Annotated in this window: 15 protein-coding genes; 8 read left to right on the forward strand and 7 right to left on the reverse strand. The window is 65.0% G+C overall.

Annotated elements, in window-relative coordinates; genetic code table 11:
* Positions 1 to 2 precede the first annotated feature (2 nt).
* Genes ABD994_RS02170 through ABD994_RS02195 form a run of 6 tightly spaced genes read right to left on the reverse strand, consistent with a single transcriptional unit; the run spans position 3 to position 2891 of the window.
* Positions 3 to 209: a hypothetical protein gene (locus ABD994_RS02170; RefSeq protein ID WP_345410714.1), complete on the reverse strand. Its 207-nt coding sequence runs from the start codon at positions 207 to 209 to the stop codon at positions 3 to 5.
* The gene (locus tag ABD994_RS02175) at positions 206 to 436 is read right to left on the reverse strand and encodes a hypothetical protein (RefSeq protein WP_345410716.1); all 231 of its coding nucleotides are present in this window, start codon (positions 434 to 436) and stop codon (positions 206 to 208) included. The genes ABD994_RS02170 and ABD994_RS02175 overlap by 4 nt, the downstream gene beginning before the upstream one ends.
* Positions 433 to 1689, reverse strand: a complete 1257-nt coding sequence (locus ABD994_RS02180) for a hypothetical protein (protein WP_345410717.1) — start codon at positions 1687 to 1689, stop codon at positions 433 to 435. The genes ABD994_RS02175 and ABD994_RS02180 overlap by 4 nt, the downstream gene beginning before the upstream one ends.
* On the reverse strand, positions 1686 to 2048 hold the full coding sequence (locus ABD994_RS02185; protein WP_345410719.1) for a WhiB family transcriptional regulator: 363 nt from the start codon (positions 2046 to 2048) through the stop codon (positions 1686 to 1688). The genes ABD994_RS02180 and ABD994_RS02185 overlap by 4 nt, the downstream gene beginning before the upstream one ends.
* The gene (locus ABD994_RS02190) at positions 2045 to 2458 is read right to left on the reverse strand and encodes a hypothetical protein (RefSeq protein WP_345410720.1); all 414 of its coding nucleotides are present in this window, start codon (positions 2456 to 2458) and stop codon (positions 2045 to 2047) included. Before ABD994_RS02190 ends, ABD994_RS02185 begins: the two co-directional genes overlap by 4 nt.
* A 19-nt stretch (positions 2459 to 2477) precedes the next feature.
* A complete protein-coding gene (locus tag ABD994_RS02195; RefSeq protein ID WP_345410721.1) occupies positions 2478 to 2891 on the reverse strand; it encodes a hypothetical protein in 414 nt (137 codons plus the stop codon).
* Between the two features lie 170 nt (positions 2892 to 3061).
* Between ABD994_RS02195 and ABD994_RS02200 the strand changes: the two genes are divergently transcribed.
* The 7 genes from ABD994_RS02200 to ABD994_RS02230 all read left to right on the forward strand — a co-directional run bounded on the left by ABD994_RS02200 (position 3062) and on the right by ABD994_RS02230 (position 11625).
* A complete protein-coding gene (locus ABD994_RS02200) occupies positions 3062 to 3859 on the forward strand; it encodes a GntR family transcriptional regulator (RefSeq protein ID WP_345410723.1) in 798 nt (265 codons plus the stop codon).
* Positions 3856 to 4662 carry a PP2C family serine/threonine-protein phosphatase gene (locus ABD994_RS02205; RefSeq protein ID WP_345410724.1) on the forward strand — a complete coding sequence of 269 codons (807 nt, stop codon included), beginning with the start codon at positions 3856 to 3858 and terminating at the stop codon, positions 4660 to 4662. The genes ABD994_RS02200 and ABD994_RS02205 overlap by 4 nt, the downstream gene beginning before the upstream one ends.
* Positions 4659 to 5090, forward strand: coding sequence for an NUDIX domain-containing protein (locus ABD994_RS02210; RefSeq protein WP_345410725.1), 432 nt, complete (start codon positions 4659 to 4661; stop codon positions 5088 to 5090). Before ABD994_RS02205 ends, ABD994_RS02210 begins: the two co-directional genes overlap by 4 nt.
* A 99-nt stretch (positions 5091 to 5189) precedes the next feature.
* Entirely contained in the window at positions 5190 to 5720 is a 531-nt protein-coding gene (locus tag ABD994_RS02215; protein ID WP_345410726.1) for a hypothetical protein, read from the forward strand.
* 493 nt (positions 5721 to 6213) lie between these two features.
* Complete coding sequence (locus tag ABD994_RS02220) at positions 6214 to 7452, forward strand: hypothetical protein (protein ID WP_345410727.1); 1239 nt, start codon at positions 6214 to 6216, stop codon at positions 7450 to 7452.
* A 557-nt stretch (positions 7453 to 8009) separates the two neighbouring features.
* A complete protein-coding gene (locus ABD994_RS02225) occupies positions 8010 to 8672 on the forward strand; it encodes a hypothetical protein (protein WP_345410728.1) in 663 nt (220 codons plus the stop codon).
* Positions 8673 to 8850: 178 nt separating this feature from the next.
* A complete protein-coding gene (locus ABD994_RS02230) occupies positions 8851 to 11625 on the forward strand; it encodes an NACHT domain-containing protein (protein ID WP_345410729.1) in 2775 nt (924 codons plus the stop codon).
* Positions 11626 to 11627: 2 nt separating this feature from the next.
* Here the strand turns inward: ABD994_RS02230 and ABD994_RS02235 are convergent, their stop codons facing one another.
* A complete protein-coding gene (locus tag ABD994_RS02235; protein ID WP_345410730.1) occupies positions 11628 to 12956 on the reverse strand; it encodes a rolling circle replication-associated protein in 1329 nt (442 codons plus the stop codon).
* Between the two features lie 672 nt (positions 12957 to 13628).
* Between ABD994_RS02235 and ABD994_RS02240 the strand changes: the two genes are divergently transcribed.
* Positions 13629 to 14030 carry a DUF4190 domain-containing protein gene (locus ABD994_RS02240; protein ID WP_345410731.1) on the forward strand — a complete coding sequence of 134 codons (402 nt, stop codon included), beginning with the start codon at positions 13629 to 13631 and terminating at the stop codon, positions 14028 to 14030.
* The last annotated feature ends 337 nt before the right edge of the window (positions 14031 to 14367 follow it).

The raw sequence follows: 14367 nt of genomic DNA on the forward strand, positions 1-14367 counted from the left end.
TGTCAGCTCCTCGGGTCGGTGGTGCGGAGTGGGCAGGCCTGCCGGGCTCGGCGCAGGAGTCCGGCAACAGCGGTGGCGGTGGCGTGGTCCAGCTCGGCGATGGCCACCAGGGCGCGGTGGTCGGCGTCGGTGAGGTCGAGGCCGGCGAGAGGCCGGAGGAGGACCCTGATGCGGCACTGGAACGCCCGGACGTCCTCGTGGCCGCTCATGGCTGCTGCCCGTCGTCCGGAACGTCGGCGGCGCGGTCGGCGGCGCCGCCGAGCTGGGCGGCGAACTCGCCCGCTGAGCTGCTCACCGCGGGCCCGAGGGTCGGGAAGGCAGCGAAGAGCAGGACGAGGGCGACGACGCCGGAGACCAGCGCGGGTGCGGCCTTGTGGCTCTTGACCAGCAGCGCCGTGACGAGGGCGGCGATGATGACCATTGCTGTCAGGTTCATCGGTGCGCCGGCCTTCCGTGCGTGGCGAGGCGGTCGCAGTACTCGCCGTAGTCGCCGAGGTACGGGACGCGGATGCGTTCGCAGTCCCGTCCGAGCCCGGAGAGGTAGGCGACGCCGGGGGCGGCGTTGGCGTGCTCCTGCCCAAAGCGGCGGGCGTCGGTGCCGTGGAGCATCTCCAGCGAGTCCGCCGGAACCCTGAAGCTCAGCCTCAGGGCGAACTGGTCGCGGGCGTAACCGCCGCCGACCGCGGTGGCCTCGAAGCGCTGGGCGAGCATCAGCACTCGGAACGCGGCCTTACGGCCCTCGGAGAGCAGCCGGAGCACCGCGGAGCGGATGCGGTCGCCGACCGGGACGCCCTCGCCGCGCTTGGGCTTCGCCAGCCCGTCTGCGGCGCGCAGTAGCCCGGGGAACTCCTCGAGCACCACCAGGACTGTCGGGCACTCTGGCGACGCGTCGACCTTGTCCCGGCGTGGCGGGATCGTCGTCAGCCGGCGGTCCATCTCGGCCACGAGGTCCTCGAGCAGCACGGCGTGGGCGGCGATGTCGGCGGTACCGACGACTTGGTGTGGCCGGTGAGCGGTGTCGTCCCAGGGACGGCCGAGCAGGAGCCCGGTGATGTCGGAGCCGGTCACGAGGACGTCGGGTGCGGCGGCGAGCTGGGAGAGGAGGCCGTAGCAGAACGCGGACTTCCCGGACCCGTTCTGGCCCTGCAGCCCGAGATGCGCAGGGTCGGTGACCGCGTGGCCGAGGGTGATGCCGTCCTCGGTCCGCCCGAGGACCACCGCGTCGGTCCCCGAGGCGACGGCGAGGGAGGGCAGCCCGAACCCGTCGGTCAGCGGGTCGTGCCCGAGCACCACGAGCCTGACCCAGCGCCCGGTGAGGGGCTCAACGCGCAGTCCGTGGCCGCCGAGGGTGTGGGCGAGCCGCGGCCCGTTCTCCTTGCGGGTGAAGTCGGAGGGTTCCTGGCCGGGCAACAGCTCGACGGTGAACCGCAGCGGCGGGCCGGGGCGGACTTCGCCGACGCGGGGGGTGCGGACGGTGATGCCTGCGGCGACCTGGACGTAGTGGCAGATGCCCAGCCCGGTGCAGGCCTCGCGGAACTCCCCGCGCAGCGCATTCGCGAACGCGACCACGGAGGCCTCGTAGTCGCGCTGAGCCCGACGCTCCCGCATCCGAGACAGCAGCCCGGGCCCACGGGAGGCGCCCGAGCGGTAGCCGGTGTGGGCGCGCTCGACGCGCTCGAGGGCGGTCACGGTGCGAGCCCCTTCTCCTCGCACAGCCAGCACACCGACCCGTCGACCGCGGGCACCGCGAACAGCAGCGAGCAGGCCGGGCACATCGCGTCGCGATCGACGTCGGGGTCCGGGACACCGGTGGCTCGGGCACGGCGGATCGCGCGGAGCTCGAGCGGGGAGCGCCCGGCCCAGATGCCGAACGCCTGGCCCGACTCCACGGCGTAGGTCAGGCACTCCCGCCGCACTGGGCAGCCGGCGCACACCCGCCCCGCCTCGAGCAACGCTCGAGCGTTCGCCGAGGTCGTCCAGTCATCCGAGGCCGGGAAGAACAGCTCCGGGTCGGCATCGCGGCACGCCGCACGGGTCTGCCAGCTCATGACGCGACCGCCTCGGTCTGCGTCGGAGCCTCGCCTCGCCGAGTACGCGGCGCGGTGGAGGTAAGGGGACGGACCTCCTGGCAGCGGTACCAGACCTGCGCTCCGGTGGCGTTGCCTTCGCGGTCCTTCTTGTCCATCACGCCGATCTCGAACCCGACCAGCTCGACCGGCGTGGCGGGGGTGAGGTCCTCGGCGGGCTGCCGCTCGGCCACGAGCCCGACCTTGATGATCTCGTTGGTGGCCCGCCCGAACTGGCGGAACCGGGCGACGAGCTGGGCCTCCCACTTGGGCAGGCCATCCTTGGTGGTCTCCTGCCGGAAGGCGTCCCCGAACGCGGTCTTGGGCTCGCAGGACAGGAACAGCAGCGACTCGAAGGTCGCGGCCTGGTCGATGGCGAAGTTCTGGATCATGTCTCCTCCTGGGGTTGGGTCAGGCGTGCACGGGTCGGTGGCCGAGGTGTGAGAGCGCGGCGTGGCCGCGGCCGAGCGCTCGTCCGGCGCCGAGCAGCCCGGCATGGCCTTCGCCTAGCCAGGCGATGAACTCGACGAGGCGCTCGCCGGGGTCGCGCCCGATGTCGTCGACGAGTCCCGCCGTGCCGTTCGCCAGGGCGCAGCGCTGCGCGAACAGCACGACCTGCGGGAGCCGGTCGACCAGCGTCACGACGGTGCCGAGCGCCCCGTAGAGACCGACCACCTCGACGAGCCCGTCCCGAGCCGCGTGGTTGGCCAGCCTCACCGCCTCGGCGCCGTCGTTTAGGGCGGCGAGCAATAGGTCGGTCCTTCTTGCTGCTTCCGGGCCGGGCACCTGTCGGCGGCCGGCCCCGGGGTCCTCACTCACCTGCACGGCGACCTCCTTACACATACGACGTCGGACGTCCGACGTCCTGTGTGTGGAAGGTAGCACTCGACGAGGGCATCGCAAGTAGGACGTAGGACGTCCTGTCACTAGGGTGGCGGACTGACGGCCACTGATAGGCACTGACCGGCACTGGTGAGCACGAGGAGGGACTGGCGGTGGCGCTCGAGGCGGCGAAATCGCAGTACCGACAGGTCGCCGACCTGCTGCGCGAAGGCATCGAGCGCCAGGACTACGCCCCGGGCTCGACGCTGCCGGCCGAGTCCGAGCTCGCCGCGGAGTACGGCGTCTCCCGCGTGACCATCAACCGAGCCGTGCAGCTGCTCCGTGGCGAGGGGCTGGTCCGCGTGCTCCGGGGCCGGGGCACCGTGGTCCGCGCCATCCCGCCGATTCGGCGCAACAGCAGCCGGCGATACGCCCGCAGCTCGCGCGAGGAGGACGGCAGCCGCGGCGCGTTCGACTTCGAGATCAGGCGCCTCGGTCTCAAGCCGTCGACCAAGCTGGCCCAGCTCGCGCAGGTCGCACCCCCGGAGACCGCGCGCGGCGTCCTCGGGCTCGAGGTCGGCGAGATGGTGCTCATTCGCAAGCGCGAGATGTTCGCCTCCGACGAGCCGGTCCTGCTCGCCACCTCGTACTTCCCGTGGGACCTCGCCGAGCAGGCCGGCGTCACCGACGTTGACACCGGCCCGGGCGGGACCTACTCACGCCTCGCCGAGATCGGCAAGGGCCCCGTGAAGTTCACCGAGGACGTGCGGGTCCGGACCCCCTCAGCCGCCGAGGAGCGCTTCTTCGCGCTGTCGGAGACCCAGCAGGTATACGAGATCGTCCACATCGCCTACCTCGAAGACGGCACAGCCGTCGAGTACCGCGAGGACGTCCTGCCGACCTACCAATGGATCATGCACTTCGAGTGGAACGCCGAGAACGACACCGCCGACCAGGAGGCCCAGCAATGAGCCCGGCTGCCCTCCACGTCGTCAGCGCCGAGCTCCCCGCGGGCGACGCTCCCAACGAGGACCGAGTCCGCGTTGGTCAGAACGCGGTTGTCGTGCTCGATGGGGCGTCAGGCAGCGACACCCGGGTCACCGTCGCCGACTACGTCGACCACCTGGCCGCGGCTCTCATCGAGGTCCTGGACGCCGAGCCGGACATCCCGTTACCGCACGCGCTCGCCGACGCCATCCGCTCGACCGTCGCAATCCTCCGCCTGATGCCAGGGGAATCGCCGTCCTCAACCGTCAGCATCGCCCGCCGGAGGGACGAGGAGGTTGACCTTCTTGTCCTGGGCGACAGCCCCATCTACCTCGGCCCCGATGGCGAGCTGCTCACCGACGACCGGTTGGCCCGGCTCGACCTTCCGAGCAGGACGAAGGCCTACGAGCGGCTACGTCAGGGCGCTGGCTACGACGAGAAACATCGCGAGATAGTTCGCGCTGTCCGCGCCGAGCAGCTGCCCCTGCTCAACGCGCCCGGCGGCTACTGGATTGCCGAGGCTAGGCCGGAGGCGGGCCACGAGGCCGTTACCCACATTGTGCCTGCGAACCTGCCCTGGCTCGTGATGCTCACCGATGGCGTCGACAAGCCGCTATGCCACCTTGGTATCCCGGTTGACGATGTCGCGCGACGCGACCACGACGAACTGCAGGACTTGCTTCACGACTTGCACGAGTGGGAAGACAACAAAGACCCCGCCGCGCTCGAACTCCCGCGCTTCAAGCCTCATGACGACAAGACTGCCGCCGTGGTGACCTTCAGGTGAATTCAAGCCCACTTCACTCGGTTTCCGTCGCCGGCGTCACAGTTGACGACCAAGGCCGTGTTCTCCTCGTCCGTCGCCGGGACAACGGTCAATGGCAAGCCCCGGGCGGCGTCCTCGAGCTAGAGGAGAGATTCGAAGGCGGAGTGGTGCGCGAGGTCCTTGAGGAGACCGGCGTTCGCGTCGAGGTGGAACGCCTTAGTGGTGTTTACAAGAACTTGTCGAAGGGGGTGGTCGCCCTCGTGTATCGGTGTCATCCTATCGGCGGAACGGCCCAGCCCACCGATGAGAGTGTCGAAGTCGCGTGGCTCACCGTTGAAGACGCTCTCAACCGGATGAGTCCGGCGTTCGCGGTGCGGGTCACAGATGCGCTCAACGAGAATGTAGTGCCGCCAGGCAGTCGAGCGCACGACGGCCACACACTATTGTGACAGCCGACGTCAACTCTGCCAAGATAGCTGGGGGGCCAAGTGGTCACTTGGGGTCAAATTCTGCTTGCCGCACTAGGCTCTGGCGCCACGGCCGGCGTCGTGAATCAGCTATTGACTCTCCTTCGCGACAGTCGCGAGCGGAGGTTCAAGTCGCTGCAGCGCGAAGCCGAAGAGCGTCACAAGCTTGAACTTCAAGCAAATGAAAGAGAGCATCAAGGTCTACTTCGGGCCGAAGAAGCGCATTCAGACGCACGAGAGGAGACCTTGCCTGCCGCTATCGCTGTCAACGACTGGTTTGAGGAACTCTTCATCGATGAGCACGGGCTAGACTATGACTTCATGGCGATTCAACGCAGTCGCCCCGAAGAGTCTCTAACTCCCGCGCAAGTTCTGGCCCGTCTCAGGGGCATCGCTCAGAGACACCCGAGCAAGTCGGTTCGAGAAGCGGCACACTCTCTTTTCAACAGTGTCGACAACGCCTACAACGACATCTCCGGCGGCGGGCCCGTCGACCCAAGCGACACGCTCGTGAGTAGTTGGATGCATCAATCTTCCGACCTGATTGAGAAAATCCATCAATTCGAGGCTGCCTCGCCGGTGGTGCAACCTGCTGACGACGTATCGAACTAGGAGAAAAGTCGGCGTTGGGCGCGAACCGCTGGGCGCTACCTTCAAGCGCAGGAACTACAAGGCAAGTATTGATTCGGCCGAGCCCGGTGGCGGCCAGAATTCGAACGGGTGCAACCAATTGTCAATTCCGACTCCCGAATCTGCGACGTACCTCGACGACTTCGTGAGGGCGTTTGGCGAGCCCCTTGCGCGATGGGCGTTGAATCTGGACGAGCTGCCCTACTCTCCGGACGACGTTAGCGAGGATCGGCAGGCGATACTAATGTCACTCCACCCGTGGACGTCATCGGTACTACAACAGCCCTCTAGCGATGCCAGAAACTTCGCTCGTGCTCAGATCATCACGCCGACTATGAGCTCAGGACTCCTTACTACCGGACCGACTACGACGGCTCGGGCAGAGCTTGGGGGGACCTTCCCGAATGCGCAATCGGATGACCGAGTCGGTGAGGCGATCCTAAAACTTTGCCTTGAGGCGTACCCTTCGACTCTCATGCAGTGGGAGCCGACTCAGTTTCCCGATTTAATGAAGTTTCATACGGGATCGTTTGTGGCAAGCAGGGACTTCTACCGCGCAGCTCTTGAGGACGAAGACCTCAGGAAGCTCTTTCCCGGCTTTGACGCTCCAGCTGCCGATGACGACCTCGGTTGGTATTCCGTCCGTAGTTATACGGAATGGCAGTCCGGGCACGGCCAAACGCTGCAACTCGCGATGCTGCCCGACGCCATCATCCACTATTCTTTCGCGCTCTGCCGTATCAAACAAGTGGTCGATTTGGGCGCCATTCTCGATCAGGTCAAGGCGACGCTTCAGTTGGTTAGGTTGTTGGCGAGTGGTAGAGAAGCCAACGTCGCGGCAGTAGCGACCCTCGGAAATGTTCTCCTCCCTGAAAGCTCGCCCGTCGAGCTTCCATCGTTAGGATTCGTCTACCCATGGGACCTGGAAGTCCAGGCGCCGGTCTTCTCGGCAGACGGTCCCCCGGTTACGGCGATCCTGTTGACAGACTTCCCGGAGAAGTTGGTGCAGGCATCCCCGTTCGCGGCCACGGGTACGCCCATCCCGCCCAAGCGCAACAAAGACGAGGTGCAACGGCTTCACGTTGCGTTCCGCGATCGGATCGAGCACACGCGCTTGTCGTTTGTGCTAGCTTCAGAGGCACCATCAATCATCGCCCCAGTTCTATGCGCTTGGGGACCTCTCGATCCGACGAATGTTGGTCAATCCCACAGCTACTCAAGTGTTTCGTGGCCGCCGATGGCGGCTGTGACACTAACCCCTGACCTCGCGACTTCGGTCGCAGCGTGGTCCTCCAAGATCGTAGGTAAGACACAGTCGCTCGAAATTGGCGTGAGGCGCCTCCTTTCGGCTGCAACTTCGCGAGCTGACCCGCTAGACGGGCTGATCGATGCGGTGATGTGTTGGGAAAATTTGTTCGGCGACACGCCAGAAACCATGTTCAAAGTGTGCGGCTCCCTGTCGCGGCTGTTAGAGCCTGACGACGACGACGCGAGGGCGCGTCGATTCAAGAGGCTGAGGGAACTCTACAATACCCGAAGCAAGCTCGTCCACGGGGCGAGCGAGCCGAAGTTGGCCGAGCGGGAGACGCTCAGAGCAGAGACAATCGAGGTGGCGCTCGACGCCCTGCGCATCGTTCTGACGGACGAGAAGCTTAGTAACTGTAAGGATGCAGTCGAGCGTTCAAAGATGATGCTCCTGGGATTCGCTAAGTAGCAGCTTCCAGGAGGAAGTTAGATAACGAGCGACTGCTGATGCGAACGCTGGTCCAGCGTTGAGCGCTATCCAGCCGCGATTTCCGTTGGTCATGAGCCGGACGCGGGAGCGGGACCTGCGGAGCCGTGCGCGGTCGTTGGCGGCCCGGGTGCGTGGCTTCCAGGTCTGCTGCGCGCGGCGCTGAGCCCTGGCCCGGCGGTGAGCGATGCGGCCGACCTGGATGCCGTCCTCGGGCCGGACGCCGATGGTGCGGTCGCGCGCTCGAGATTTCAGACGTGCGACGCAGATCGTGGAGCCGGACGTCGGGCATCCCGACGCGGTCCCGCAGCTCGGCGAAGTGCCGGTTGAGGTCACGCGGCTTCATCAGAGCCGATGGTCGAGGGGAAGACGAGGTCGTGGTCTTCGCAACGGGCGGCCTTCGTCCGGTCCGCGTCCTGGCGCCGGCGGTACTCGTCCAGCACGCGGCGGGTGACCTGCGGTAGCGGGACCGTGGCCTCCGAGGGGTCCGACTTGGCTGGTCCGATGTAGGGCTAGCCAGGCCCCCTACGGTGGTCCTAATGGCTTCACTGCGCATCGAGCACGCCGTCTTACCCGCTGGGGACGGCCCCCCCGACCAGGACCGCTGCTTCACCGCAGGCGGACTTGTTGTCGTGTTTGACGAAGCCTCTGCTTACGGCCCGAAGGTCAGCCCCGACGCGACCGAGTACGTCGACACACTCAGACTGGCGCCCATCGAGCAGATTATCAGCCAGTACGGCATCGATCTGCGCGACGCCCTCGCCGCAGCCATTAGGACCACCGGTGACAACGTCGCCCTCGTCCCTGGAGAGGGTCCGTCGTCCACAGTGAGCATCGTTCGCCGCGGCGAGGAGACGGTGCATGTGCTTGTTCTCGATGATAGTCCCGTGGTCGTTCAATTCATCCGTGGCGGCCAGGAGCTAATCGTCCAGCACCCTATGGACAACATTGCTGCGGACCTGCGGCATCGTCACCGCACTCGCCTAGCCGCGGGCCATGGATACGACCAGGAACATCGAGAAATACTGGCAATGCTTCAACGACGAGACGCGTATTCCGACATCGTCCGGCCGGGTACTGGATCGCGGAAGCTAGCCCCGAACCGGCGCTTAAGACGGTTCGTCGGGAGCCCCCTAGAACCCTCCTTGACCGCGTCGCCACTGCCATCGACGGTGATCCACCTACTATCCAGAAGGTCCTAAATAGACAAGCGGACTTCCATCAGGACCGACCGCCGTTGCAGACGCTGCTTGCTGAACTACGAGACTGGGAGAGAAGGAAAGACACGAGTGGCAGCATCGGCCGAGGTCAATAAGGCACCCACGACAATAAGATGGCACTCATTGAGCTCGAGCCCAGCAAGCCGGGAGGCGCTTCTAGATGGACCCAATAGTGTCTGCGGCCGCAACCTCGGCCGCGAAAGCTGTGTCCGCGATGGCTGTCCGCGCCTCAGCGCCCGCATGGCGATCCATCGCCAGAGCGGAAGTATTTGAGCCAGCGAAGCTCAAGAAGTTGGAGATGTGGCCTGAGCTCAAGAAGTACAGGAAGAAGGAAGCCAAGCTGAAGAAGTTCCTCGACGGTCGCCTGTGTGCCGGGCTCCTCGAGTCCTATGCACTAGTGCTGTCAAGTGACATGACTTCGCCGGACAACCTTGACGCGATGCGGGAGACGTTCGTTCTTGAGTTTGCCGACGCGATGGACATCGAGGATGCTGCCGGCCCGGAAGCCGCTCTCAAGCTGTGGCACATCTTGACCGATATCGTATCTTTGTCGCTGCAAGAGCTGAGAAGCCGAAGCCACATATCGGAGATGGACTTGCTGTTCTATCTGCGCTTCTCCAATCACAGAGACTACGAAAGCCCGCTTAGGACCACTCTTACTCAGCGGCTGTACATTGCCTCGAACCGACCTCGACGCGAGAACGTCCGGACGCTGGTGTCGACTATCAAGAGTCTCAGCACGAAGACGTACTCCGAGATGGCGATGCCGCACGCGCGCGAGAACGTCCGTGTAGATATCGATAGTCTTTACATTACCCGTAAACTCGCACAGTTGCCTGCCTCCTGGGAGAAATCCGGAGCGCAGTCGCTGATTCCCAGTGACCTGGAATACCTACCGGAGTCGGACATAGCCAATGTCCGACGAGTTGTGGTCGGCAGTCCCGGCGCGGGAAAGAGCACGTACGCACGGAGATTGCTCAACCAGTTAGCGAGGAGCGCGGAAGACGACGCAGTACCGTTGCATTTTGAACTCAAACGCTGGCCCGAAGGCGGAGGAAATCTTGTTGAGCTACTTACTCGTCGACTACAGAATCAGCTACACGTCGAGCTTGAATCGTCCGCTACATCTGATTTGCTAGACCTCGGCATAGCACTAGTTGTCTTCGATGGGCTCGACGAGGTGATCGATCCGAATGAGCGACGCTCTGTCGTCGACTCGATCGAGTCCTTCGGCAGGAGGTATCCTCTCGTCCCGATAATAGTTACGACAAGACGACAGGGATACGAGAGCGCTCCGCTTGACCCCCTGATGTTTCCGTCATTTGTGATATCCGACTTTGATGATGATCAAGTTTCAGAGTACGCGAAGAGCTGGTTCTCCCTGGCTCCCATCTATCATGATCAAGATGCAACTTCGATCGCGGAATCCTTCATAGAGGAAAGCGTGCATGTTGCGGAGCTCCGATCGAACCCTTTGATGCTTTCCCTTATGTGTCTTCTGTATCAGCATGAGGGCTTTATCCCGCATAATATTACTGAAGTATACGAGCAGTGCGCTGAATTGCTATTTGGCAGGTGGGATCGAGTACGGAACGTGAGGAGTGCGCTTCGCTCATCGACCGGCGCCCACCGGTTGGTCGAAGAGATCGCCCTGCACTTCTTCAAGCAACAGCGGAGCCAGGGCGGTGAGAGCGCCAGAGTTGTCAAGACGATTGTGAAGCAGTTCCTGCTCCGCCACCTCGTTGACGACGAATTTGAAGCTGACGCTGAGGCCGAGCGATTTGTGAGCTACTGCTGTGGACGTGCTTGGTTGCTCAGTAAGGTCGGGAATAGTGGTAGCGGGGAAGTCCTCCTCGGATTCTCCCACCGTACATTCATGGAATACTTCGCAGCGTGCCACTATGCTCGATCTGCCCGGGATGCGGAGGACCTCTCCCAGATCATAATGGGATTGCTTCGCGCGGGTTCTACCGATGTCATTCCGCAGCTTGCTCTTGCTCGATTTGACGAGCGAAGCGCTGACGGCGTTGACGACTGCCTTCGTTATCTTGTTTTCCGCAGTAGAACCCTGACGGTCCAGTACGATGCGCGCGGCCTAGCGTTCGCTCTCCGTACCTTGAAATCAAGAACCGTCGCGCCGAGGACTCGAAGGGCGCTCTTCACCGCCACGCTACGGGCCCTCCACGACGAGGGTCTGAACTACAAGAACTCGACGGTGCTGCGAGATCTGCCTTGGGAGATGAGGCCGGAACTTACAAAGCTTGCTTCTGAGCTCGTCAAGACGGAACCGACCGAGAAGGCAGGGAAGGAGGCCGCGGCCGGCGCTGTTCTTTATCTGAAGGCCGAAAGGCTTAAGCAAAAAGACACTCGTTGGGTACTCCGAAACGCGCCCGAGTTGCTACCCGAGATGGTCTTGTGGGGTGAGATTCGGATCGATCTCGTGTGGAAGATCGCCGGTCAGTCTTGTCTGATAGATTTGAGCCGGCACAACGCAGCACGAAAAGAAGTCTGCCTTCTGGGGCACGGTCTTCGTTTCATTGCCACCAGTGGCGGCATCATGCCATCCATTGAGTCAATGCTGAACCTTGCGCGGCGTGATCCACGAGCAATCGCTCCGATGAGTCCTTCCGGAGTGGAGGTGATCTGCGACGCGCTGCGCCTGCTACGTGACGATCAAGTCCGGGATTTCTTTGTCTCCCGACCCTATGCAGGCCAACCGGTAAAGGGTTTCCAGAACGTCTGTGCCGCTACGGCGCTCGAGGCTCATAGGTATGGGTTGAGCGACTCGGTGGACTTGGCAATTCTTAAGGGCTTTGGGATGGCACTAAACGACGCAAGCGGGGTAACGGTCGACGAACTCTTGGCAATTATTAGAGAGTCAGTAGAGATCGAACTCAATGACCGATGGCTGGCGTATATCTCAACTATCGCTTAATCTCAGGAGTGTAGCGTCTGGCTGTTGAGTCGTGGCCCGTCGCCTACGTATTGTCCAACTTTAACCGCGAACTTGGCGCCGTTATGCACGCTAATCCAGCCGCGATTGCCACTGGTCACTAGTTCAGCGCGCGTGCGGGTCTGGCGGTAGCGGGTGCGGCCAGTGCTCTGGTCGATGCGGGGTCGACTGACTGTCTTAGTGCGACGTTGCGCGCGGGCCCACCGGCGGGCGATGCGGCCCGCCTTTATGCCGACTTCCGGGGTGACGGTCACCGTGCGGGTGGCGCGATCGAGGTTCCAAGCGCCCCAGAAGCGGCCGGGGCCGGTGCCGGGCTCGGACCACTCGGGTGGCACGTCGTGCTGGTACTCCTTCGCGGCCATGAGGCCGTGCTTGGTGAAGTAGGCCGCGACCCGGCGTGGGTCGGTGGCTCGTAGGCCCTCGGCGTAGTCCAGGGCGGTGCCGGCGCGTGCGTGGCGGCGGCGCTGTTCGGGGTCGGGGTGGTCGACGACGTCGGCCCACGCTGCGGAGAGCCACACCGCGAAGGTCTCGCCCGTGGTGCGGGCGTGGCCGTGCGGTGGGGTGCAGAGCATGTGCACGTGTGGAGCGCCGCGGCGCTGAAACTCCAGCTTCCACACGCACGCCCACTCCTCGCCCCAGGCGCGCGCGTAGCGCTTGCGCAGCGCCTTGAGGTGCCGCTTCAGATCGGCGCCGGTGGGGACGACGGTGAGCCAGTCGCCGGGGTAGGTCAGCGTCACCATCGCCGGCAGCCGGCCCGAGGCGTAGAGCGGGGTGTAGTCCAGCTCGCAGAGGCGGCGCACCATGTTCGCCCTGCTCTTGCGCGACCACGAGGTGATCGCCGTCCGCGGTGTCGGGGGGTCGGGCCACTCGCCGGTGGCGATGTGCGCGGCCACCGCAGCGTCGATGTCCTTCACGTGCGCGGCGCGGGCCCGCTCTGCGGTGCGCTCCCGGCGTGCCCAGTCGTGGCAGGCGACCGCGAACACGCCCGGGCCGACGGTCAGCTCCCACCGCGGTCCCTCCGCGAGGGTGCCGGGCTCTTCGCGGATCGCGGGCAGCATCGCGGCGGCCGCGTCGACGAGCGCGGGGGAGGGGAACGCCGGGGTCCACAGCCCCGCGACCGAGTCCGGGACCGATGTCTCGTCGAGGTCGCCAGCCTCGGTGTCGGTGCTGTCGCTGGGCCCGCGGCCCGATATGGCACATAGAACAAGCCCAGGCGGCCGGCCCTCGGCTGGCGCCGGGGCGGCGGCCGGGTCCGTCGCGACCGGCTTACGCCGGTCGCTCCTGTCTTCGACCCGCTGCGGCGTGCCGGCCACTCCTGCCCCGGCCGCCCACGACGACAACGAGGAAGCGGGCGCCGGCGTGTATGTGCGCCACGGATCAGGCAGGGCAGGCAGCAAGCGCCGCGACGACCGAGCCGGCGACGCCGCTGAGGACGTACGGGACCGGGTGCTCGAGGTGGGGGCGTGGGACACGGCGAGACCTCTCGAAGAGGCCGTCTCATGGCATGTGACCGGATGCGGACGCGCGGCATCACCACAGGACCCGTCGGGGTCTGCGGTGTGGGCGCGTCAGGAGGGCCGTCTCGCGGCCCTGGCGGTCAGAGCAGCGAGACGGCGACGGACGGAATCAGCGGGCGGGAGAGCGCGTGCCTTCGGCGACCAGGCGCTCCGCCCTGGACCAGGACACCGACCTCAGGAGAGGGGGTCCGAGTGCCGAGCGGGTCGGGAGTGCGGTGGTGGTCGGGACGGGGTCTCTCCCTCGCCGGCGCTTCCGGGGTCTGACAGCCCGCTCGCACCGCCGCAAGGGCCAAGTTCAGCGAGCGGTCCGGCGGTGTGGAGGAGGTGGCCCTTGCCCCAGCACGATCGACCTGTCCGAGGCGACCCCGCGCCGCCGAGGGAGAGACCCCGGAGCCGGTTGGTGCAGTGGACGTAACACGAAACGCCATTCGGTCGAACTGATGCTCGAACCACGACATCGGGGGCGACATGACGCAGATCAGCGACAACCAAGGCCAGCAGGCGGGCGTGCCGGCGCAGGGGCAGAACTCAGTGCCGCAGCAGCCGATGCCACCGCAGTTCGTTGCCCCGCCCGCTCCGAACGGGATGCCGGGGTACTGGCAGTGGCACCCGAACACGTCGGCTCCGGTGTTCGTCGTGCAGCAGCCGCAGGCGCCCTCCGGTGTGACCAGCGGGACGGCGATCTTCGCCCTCTTGATGTCGCTGCTCTGGCTCGGCGGAATCGGGTCCGTGCTTGGCCTGATCTTCGGAATCATCGGCGCCAGGGAGTGCGACCGCACAGGCCAGGCCGGCCACGGCGTCGCTACGGCTGCGGCGCTCCTCGGCTTCTTCGGGCTGCTCTTCTCGCCCGTCTTGTACGCGTCGTTCTGACCCGGCGCCTGGAGGACGTCGCTCGCGAACACGTGTTCGATGAACAGTCGAGATTGTCTCAAGCATGGTCCGGACCTATGCGGACGATCAGGACTTGGCGTGCACTCCGTCGTGAGGGCCGTGGACTCTCCCTCTGGGCTGTCGCACGCGGCTGGAGCTGACCTTGCTATAGGTCCGGGGCACTTCAGCAGTACTTCAGCAGCGGGCTCGCATCCGAGGCAGTCTGCCGAAGTCCGCCGGTAACGTTTCCCCTGCTCAGGCGACTGGTCGAGACGAGCTGAGTGCTGACGACGCCTGAAAGCTGACCCCCTGGCGACGGGTGAATCTGGACCCCCCT

It is taken from the genome of Actinomycetospora chlora (genome assembly GCF_039542135.1).
Lineage (GTDB): Bacteria > Actinomycetota > Actinomycetes > Mycobacteriales > Pseudonocardiaceae > Actinomycetospora > Actinomycetospora chlora.

Excerpts from the sequence above, each read along its gene's own strand:
- ABD994_RS02230 (WP_345410729.1), top strand. The coding sequence starts at position 8,851 with ATGGACCCAATAGTGTCTGCGGCCGCAACCTCGGCCGCGAAAGCTGTG.
- ABD994_RS02185 (WP_345410719.1), bottom strand. The coding sequence starts at position 2,048 with ATGAGCTGGCAGACCCGTGCGGCGTGCCGCGATGCCGACCCGGAGCTG.
- ABD994_RS02220 (WP_345410727.1), top strand. The coding sequence starts at position 6,214 with ATGCAGTGGGAGCCGACTCAGTTTCCCGATTTAATGAAGTTTCATACG.
- ABD994_RS02175 (WP_345410716.1), bottom strand. The coding sequence starts at position 436 with ATGAACCTGACAGCAATGGTCATCATCGCCGCCCTCGTCACGGCGCTG.
- ABD994_RS02240 (WP_345410731.1), top strand. The coding sequence starts at position 13,629 with ATGACGCAGATCAGCGACAACCAAGGCCAGCAGGCGGGCGTGCCGGCG.
- ABD994_RS02225 (WP_345410728.1), top strand. The coding sequence starts at position 8,010 with ATGGCTTCACTGCGCATCGAGCACGCCGTCTTACCCGCTGGGGACGGC.
- ABD994_RS02205 (WP_345410724.1), top strand. The coding sequence starts at position 3,856 with ATGAGCCCGGCTGCCCTCCACGTCGTCAGCGCCGAGCTCCCCGCGGGC.
- ABD994_RS02190 (WP_345410720.1), bottom strand. The coding sequence starts at position 2,458 with ATGATCCAGAACTTCGCCATCGACCAGGCCGCGACCTTCGAGTCGCTG.
- ABD994_RS02170 (WP_345410714.1), bottom strand. The coding sequence starts at position 209 with ATGAGCGGCCACGAGGACGTCCGGGCGTTCCAGTGCCGCATCAGGGTC.